Source organism: Streptomyces sp. SID9727, from assembly GCF_010550605.1.
Taxonomy (GTDB): Bacteria; Actinomycetota; Actinomycetes; order Streptomycetales; family Streptomycetaceae; genus Streptomyces.
This window is the reverse complement of sequence record NZ_JAAGNI010000051.1, coordinates 1-5,197: the sequence shown is the minus strand read 5'-3', so window position 1 is coordinate 5,197 and position 5,197 is coordinate 1. Positions and strand designations below refer to the sequence as shown.

Here is a 5,197-nt window from a genome sequence, read left to right as displayed (position 1 = left end):
GGGCCCCGGCGCCGCCCGGCCCCGGCACCGGCCCGGCGGGATCCGCGCCGGTCCACGGGGACCGCAGCCCGACCACGTTCCACCAGCTGGCGCTCGGCCGGGTGATGCGGATCGGCCGTGCCCTGGAGAACGACCTCGTCGTCTCCGACCTCCAGGTCTCCCGGCACCACGCCGAGTTCCACGCGACGCCCGACGGCCGCTTCGAGATCCGCGACCTCGGCTCGCACAACGGCACGTACGTCAACGGTCAGCCGCTCTCCAAGTCCGGCTCGGCGCTCATCGGTCCGAACGACACCGTCGGCGTCGGCCACTCGACGTTCCGGCTCGTCGGCGACCGGCTGGAAGAGTTCGTCGACACCGGTGAGGTCTCCTTCGCGGCCCGCCACCTCACGGTCACGGTCGACGGCGGCAAGCAGATCCTCAAGGACGTCTCGTTCGGCGTTCCCGAGAAGTCGCTCATCGGGGTCATCGGCCCCTCGGGCTCCGGGAAGTCCACCCTGCTCAAGGCGCTCACCGGCTACCGGCCCGCCAACCAGGGCGATGTCCTCTACGACAACCGGAACCTCTACAAGCAGTTCGCCGAACTGCGCCAGCGCATCGGCCTGGTCCCGCAGGACGACATCCTGCACAAGGAACTGACGGTCACCCGCGCCCTGAAGTACGCGGCCAAGCTCCGCTTCCCCGCGGACACCACCGAGGCCGAACGCCAGGCCCGGATACACGAGGTCCTGACCGAGCTGAAGCTCGACGTCCACAAGGACAAGAAGGTCACCTCGCTCTCCGGCGGCCAGCGCAAGCGCGTCTCCGTGGCGCTCGAACTGCTCACCAAGCCGTCGCTGATCTTCCTGGACGAGCCGACCTCCGGCCTCGACCCGGGCATGGACCGCGACGTGATGCAGCTGCTGCGCGGACTGGCCGATGACGGCCGTACCGTCCTGGTCGTCACGCACTCGGTGGCGGAACTGGCCATCTGCGACAAGCTCCTGGTGATGGCGCCGGGCGGCGCCGTGGCCTACTTCGGCCCGCCGGACGAGGCGCTGAACTTCTTCGGCTACACCACCTGGGCCGACGTCTTCTCCGCGTTCGAGAACTACCGGGACTACGACTGGTCGGGCCGCTGGCGCGGCTCGCAGCACTACCAGATGTACGCCGCCGACATCGACGCCGCGGCCGTGCAGTCCGTACACATGCCGCCTCCGCAGCAGATGCGCCCGCCGAAGCCGCAGGGCTGGGGCACGCAGCTGTGGACGCTGATGCGCCGCTACCTGTCGGTGATCGGTTCCGACAAGGGCTTCATGGGTCTGATGGTGATCCTGCCCGCGGTGCTCGGCATCGTCAGCGTGGTCATTCCGTCGGACTACGGCCTCGCCCCGCCGAAGCCGCCGCACAAGTTCAACGGCGACGCCGGAACGATCATGCTGATCCTGACGATCGGGATGTGCTTCTCCGGTGCGGCCAACTCCGTACGCGAACTGATCAAGGAACGCGTCATCTACGAACGGGAACGGGCCACCGGCCTGTCCCGCTCCGCGTACCTGATGTCCAAGGTGATCGTTCTCGGCATGATCACGGCCCTCCAGGGCGTCATCATCTGCGGCATCGGCTTCGCCACCCGCGACCTGCCCGAAGAGGGCCTGATCATGCCGCCGGCCGTCGAGCTGTGCCTGACGGTCATCGCGCTCGGCTTCACCTCGATGATGTTCGGCCTGGTCATCTCCTCGCTGGTGAAGACCGCCGAGAAGACCATGCCGCTGCTCGTCATGTTCGCGATCGTCCAGGTCGTCTTCACCGGCATCCTCTTCCAGGTGTACGGATCGCCCGGCCTGGAGCAGTTCGCCTGGCTGATGCCGTCCCGCTGGGCCATCGCCGGCGCCGGCTCGACGCTGGACCTGGCCCACCTCATGCCGCCGTGGGACACGAGCAACCCCACGGACCTGGACCCGCTGTGGGAGCACTCGGTGAGCCAGTGGGGGATCAACATCTCGGTCCTGCTGTTCCTCGGCGTCGTGTGCGGCTTCGCGGTCGCGCGGCTGCTGCGCCGCCACGAGCCCGAGGTCATGCGCAAGTAACCGGCCCGGACACGCGCCGAAGGGCGGCACCCGCGCGGGGTGCCGCCCTTCGGCGTCTGTCGTCGGCGCTACGGATCGCGGCGGATCAGTACGCGCTGTTGACGTTGTCGATCGAGCCGTACTTGTCGGCGGCGTAGTTGGCCGACGCGGTGATGTTGGCGACCGGGTCGTACTGCGTGTGCGGGGTGCCGGACACGTGGTAGTAGTCGAAGGTCGGCTTGATGATCTGGAGCAGACCGATCGACGGCACGCCGTTCCGGGCGTTGATGTCCCAGTCGTTGATGGCGTTCGGGTTGCCGCTGGACTCACGGATGATGTTGCGGTGCAGTCCCTCGTACGTGCCCGGGATGCCCTTCTCGTGCATGATGTCGAGCGACTGCCGGATCCAGCCGTCCAGGTTGTTGGCGTACAGGTGCGCACGCGCGGTGGAGCGGCTGGAGCGCGACTCGGACTTGTGGGACTTGGCCTTGGTGTGCGCCTTGGCCTTCGCCTTCTTCTTCAGCTCGGCCTTCTCGGCCTTCTTCGCCTTGGCCTCGGCCTTCTCCTTCACCGCGGCGGCCTTCTTGGCCTTGGCGGCGTCGGCGGCCTTGACCAGCTTCTCGGCGGTCGAGTGCTGCTGGATGACGCTGTCCTGGATCGCCCGCGCCTGCTTGGAGCTCGCGGAGTCGAAGATGACCGGGGAGGCGGAGAGAGCCTGCGGTTCGGTCTCGGCCTCGGCGTGACCGGGCACCAGGGACAAGGAGAGTGCAGCGGCGGCGACGGCGGAGACGCCGGCGGCGGAGAGCTTCTGGGTCTTGTTCAGGTTACGGAGACGGCCGGTGAAGCGGGACGCGGACATACAGGCTTACCTCTTCGAATTCGGGGGGTCCTCACGGAGGACGAAGACGGGAGCGACTGCGCATCTCCGTCGGGGACGAGCTCAATTCTTAGCGGCGGCAAAATGCCGTGGCAAAGGTGTGACGTACGAAGCCGGGTAGTGGAATGGAGGGCGGTTTGCCCGATTCACCCCCAGGTCATCGCGGTTCAAATCGCCCTTTTCGGTCTACTAGGGGGCTTCGTAAGTGACGTGGGCCCTATGCGCGGCCTCACATGGGGCGGGCGGTAGCCTCACCTTGCGTTGCTGGAGCAATGCGGAATGCGACGTTCCGGACCGGGTTCGGCGCACCGTACGGGCCCCGCGCAGACCCCAACAGACCCCGCGCAGGCCACCCGCCGCAGGTCCTAGTCCCTCCGCCCCGGTCCTCGGGCGCCTCCGGTCCGATACGGGGCGCGGAACCCGCCGGTACGGTGAGGCGCATGAGCCACCCACCCCCCTCCGGCCTCGCCGCCGTCAGCGCCGCGCTGCTCGCCATGAGCCGCCACCTGGAGGTACGGGACGTCCTGAAGACGATCGTCGCCTCGGCCCGCGAACTCCTGGACGCCGAGTACGCCGCCCTCGGGGTCCCCGACGACCACGGCGGCTTCGCCCAGTTCGTCGTGGACGGCGTCAGCGACGAGCAGTGGAAGGCCATCGGCCCGCTGCCCCGGCAGCACGGCATCCTCGCCGCGATGCTCCACGGCGGAAGGACCGAACGCCTCGCCGACGTCCGCAAGGACCCCCGCTTCGAGGGCTGGCCCAGCGCCCACCCCGACATGTCCGACTTCCTCGGGCTGCCCATCCGGGACGGTGACGAGACCATCGGCGCCCTGTTCCTCGCCAACAAGAGGTGCCCCAAGCCCGAGGGCGTCTGCGGCTTCAACGCCGAGGACGAGGAACTCCTCTCGATCCTCGCCCAGCACGCGGCCATCGCCCTCACCAACGCCCGCCTCTACGAACGCAGCCGCGAGCTCACCATCGCCGAAGAGCGCTCCCGACTCGCCCACGAGCTGCACGACGCGGTCAGCCAGAAGCTCTTCTCGCTGCGGCTCACCGCCCAGGCCGCCGCCGCCCTGGTCGACCGCGACCCGGCCCGCGCCAAGGGCGAGCTCCAGCAGGTCGCCGCCCTCGCCGCCGAAGCCGTGGACGAACTGCGCGCCGCCGTCGTGGAGCTCCGCCCGGCCGCCCTGGACGAGGACGGCCTCGTCGCCACCCTCCGCACCCAGGTCCAGGTCCTCGACCGGGCCCACACCGCCCGGGTCACCTTCGCCGGCGCCGGCGTCCGGGCCCTGCCCGCCGCCCAGGAGGAAGCGCTGCTCCGGGTCACCCAGGAAGCCCTGCACAACGCCCTGCGCCACGCCGACGCGGGCCACGTCGACGTCACCCTCGCCCGCCGCGACGGTGCCACGGTCCTGCGGATCACCGACGACGGCCGGGGCTTCGAACCCACCGCCACCCGCCAGGCCGGGCGCCACCTGGGTCTCGTCTCGATGCGGGACCGCGCGAGCGGCGTCGGCGGCCGCCTCACCGTTGAATCCGAGCCCGGCAAGGGCACCACGATCGAGATGGAGATCCCCGGTGGCTGACAGGATCATCAGGGTGCTGCTCGTCGACGACCACCAGGTCGTCCGCCGCGGCCTGCGCACGTTCCTGGAGATCCAGGACGACATCGAGGTGGTCGGCGAGGCGGCCGACGGTGCCGAGGGCGTGGCCAGGACGGAGGAGCTGCGGCCCGACGTCGTACTGATGGACATCAAGATGCCCGGCACCGACGGCATCGAGGCGCTGCGCCGCCTCCGCGAGCTGGAGAACCCGGCCAAGGTGCTGATCGTCACCAGCTTCACCGAGCAGCGCACGGTCGTCCCCGCCCTGCGCGCCGGCGCCTCCGGCTACGTGTACAAGGACGTCGACCCGGACGCCCTGGCCGGAGCCATCCGCTCCGTGCACGCCGGACACGTCCTGCTCCAGCCCGAGGTGGCCGGGGCGCTGCTGGCCCAGGACGAGCCGGGCACCGGAACCGGCCGGGGGAGCACCCTCACCGAACGCGAGCGGGAAGTGCTCGGCCTGATCGCCGACGGCCGGTCCAACCGCGAGATCGCGCGGGCCCTGGTCCTGTCCGAGAAGACGGTCAAGACCCACGTCTCGAACATCCTCATGAAGCTCGACCTGGCCGACCGCACCCAGGCGGCGCTCTGGGCGGTCCGCCACGGAGCGGCGGGCTGAGCGGGGAGGCCGCGCCCGGGCCGTGCGGGCTCCCGCCACCGCGGAGGCC

Annotated in this window: 4 protein-coding genes; 3 read left to right on the top strand and 1 reads right to left on the bottom strand. The window is 69.9% G+C overall.

The features are described from left to right. Positions 1-2,069, top strand: a 2,069-nt coding sequence (locus G3I41_RS02800) for an ABC transporter ATP-binding protein/permease (RefSeq protein ID WP_164398706.1), incomplete at its 5' end; no start/stop codon positions are given. 85 nt (positions 2,070-2,154) lie between these two features. Here G3I41_RS02800 and G3I41_RS02795 read toward each other — a convergent pair. Further along, entirely contained in the window at positions 2,155-2,907 is a 753-nt protein-coding gene (locus G3I41_RS02795; protein ID WP_164398705.1) for a transglycosylase SLT domain-containing protein, read from the bottom strand. Positions 2,908-3,365: 458 nt separating this feature from the next. On the opposite strand from G3I41_RS02795, the gene G3I41_RS02790 reads away from it, so the two are divergent. Further along, positions 3,366-4,511: a GAF domain-containing sensor histidine kinase gene (locus tag G3I41_RS02790; protein WP_164398704.1), complete on the top strand. Its 1,146-nt coding sequence runs from the start codon at positions 3,366-3,368 to the stop codon at positions 4,509-4,511. Further along, positions 4,504-5,148: a response regulator transcription factor gene (locus G3I41_RS02785; RefSeq protein WP_073968438.1), complete on the top strand. Its 645-nt coding sequence runs from the start codon at positions 4,504-4,506 to the stop codon at positions 5,146-5,148. Before G3I41_RS02790 ends, G3I41_RS02785 begins: the two co-directional genes overlap by 8 nt. Positions 5,149-5,197: the final 49 nt, after the last annotated feature.

Bases quoted from the DNA above. Each gene is read 5' to 3' on its own strand.
- G3I41_RS02795 (WP_164398705.1), bottom strand. From the start codon at position 2,907: ATGTCCGCGTCCCGCTTCACCGGCCGTCTCCGTAACCTGAACAAGACC.
- G3I41_RS02790 (WP_164398704.1), top strand. From the start codon at position 3,366: ATGAGCCACCCACCCCCCTCCGGCCTCGCCGCCGTCAGCGCCGCGCTG.